This window comes from Peribacillus sp. P4_C12, assembly GCF_056402095.1.
This window is the reverse complement of sequence record NZ_JBFUIB010000987.1, coordinates 1-879: the sequence shown is the minus strand read 5'-3', so window position 1 is coordinate 879 and position 879 is coordinate 1. Positions and strand designations below refer to the sequence as shown.

Sequence of the window (879 nt, the reverse complement as noted above, 5' to 3'; positions counted from 1 at the left end):
GGATATTTCTTTGCTATCAATAAAGAAACCCTCGAATATAGATCGCCAAAACCTTTCGGGTATTCAGGTAACACTTGATCTAAAATAGTGTGAAACTGAGGTTTAGCTTCCACATACATATTCGTTASGATTTCCTGTTGTCTTGACAAATTCCGAAGGTCTAAAAGCTGAATCCCTCTAATTTTATGAGGTTCAAAATCCTCCTTGTAATACAGTACACACCACTGATACGCATCGATTGCGTCTGTTTTTACCTTTCGTAAACTAGACTTCTTTGCCTGATAAGAAATAATCGGATTGAGTAAGATATATAGAATCCCTTGTTCCTCCAAGTATTTTGAATAACGGGAGAATGGTAATGCCATGTAGCTTCTAAAATGATCATAGGCATTCTCCCTGTCACCTCTTCGATCTCTACTAAAAAATCCTAAAAAATGATCTAATTCCTCTTTGATATGCTTCATTGAAAAGCTCTTCGCATACGGTTTAGATTGATCTAAAAATGCCTGAACTTGACTCTCTCCTTTTGCCACATCCAGACCAACAATTGGATTCATTATTTTTTCCTCTTCTACTTATTAACCAGTACCCCTAGTCCCCCAGGCAGTGTCATAGCTTCGCTTGTTATACGAGATCTACCTTCTACAAGTAGAGGCGGACAGTTTAGTTCACTGGATCATTTCCCACGCACCCGTACGTCCTACCACTGCTACTGATAAAATAGATTCTATTAAAAAAAGRTCAACCAGTAATTTTACTGGTCGACCTTATWATACGAACGCACCTGTTAGTTGAACAAGGGGTTAATATCTTGTTTTTTCTTTTTTCTTAATAATACGGACTATTTTATCTAAATTCCACCACTCTTCAACTTTAGAT

The 879-nt window shown here is 37.1% G+C and carries 1 protein-coding gene; it reads right to left on the bottom strand.

The window, feature by feature from the left end:
* Nucleotides 1–557: IS110 family transposase (locus AC1DUW_RS30730; protein ID WP_477644438.1), on the bottom strand; the 557-nt coding region annotated here is incomplete at its 3' end.
* Between the last annotated feature and the right edge of the window lie 322 nt (nucleotides 558–879).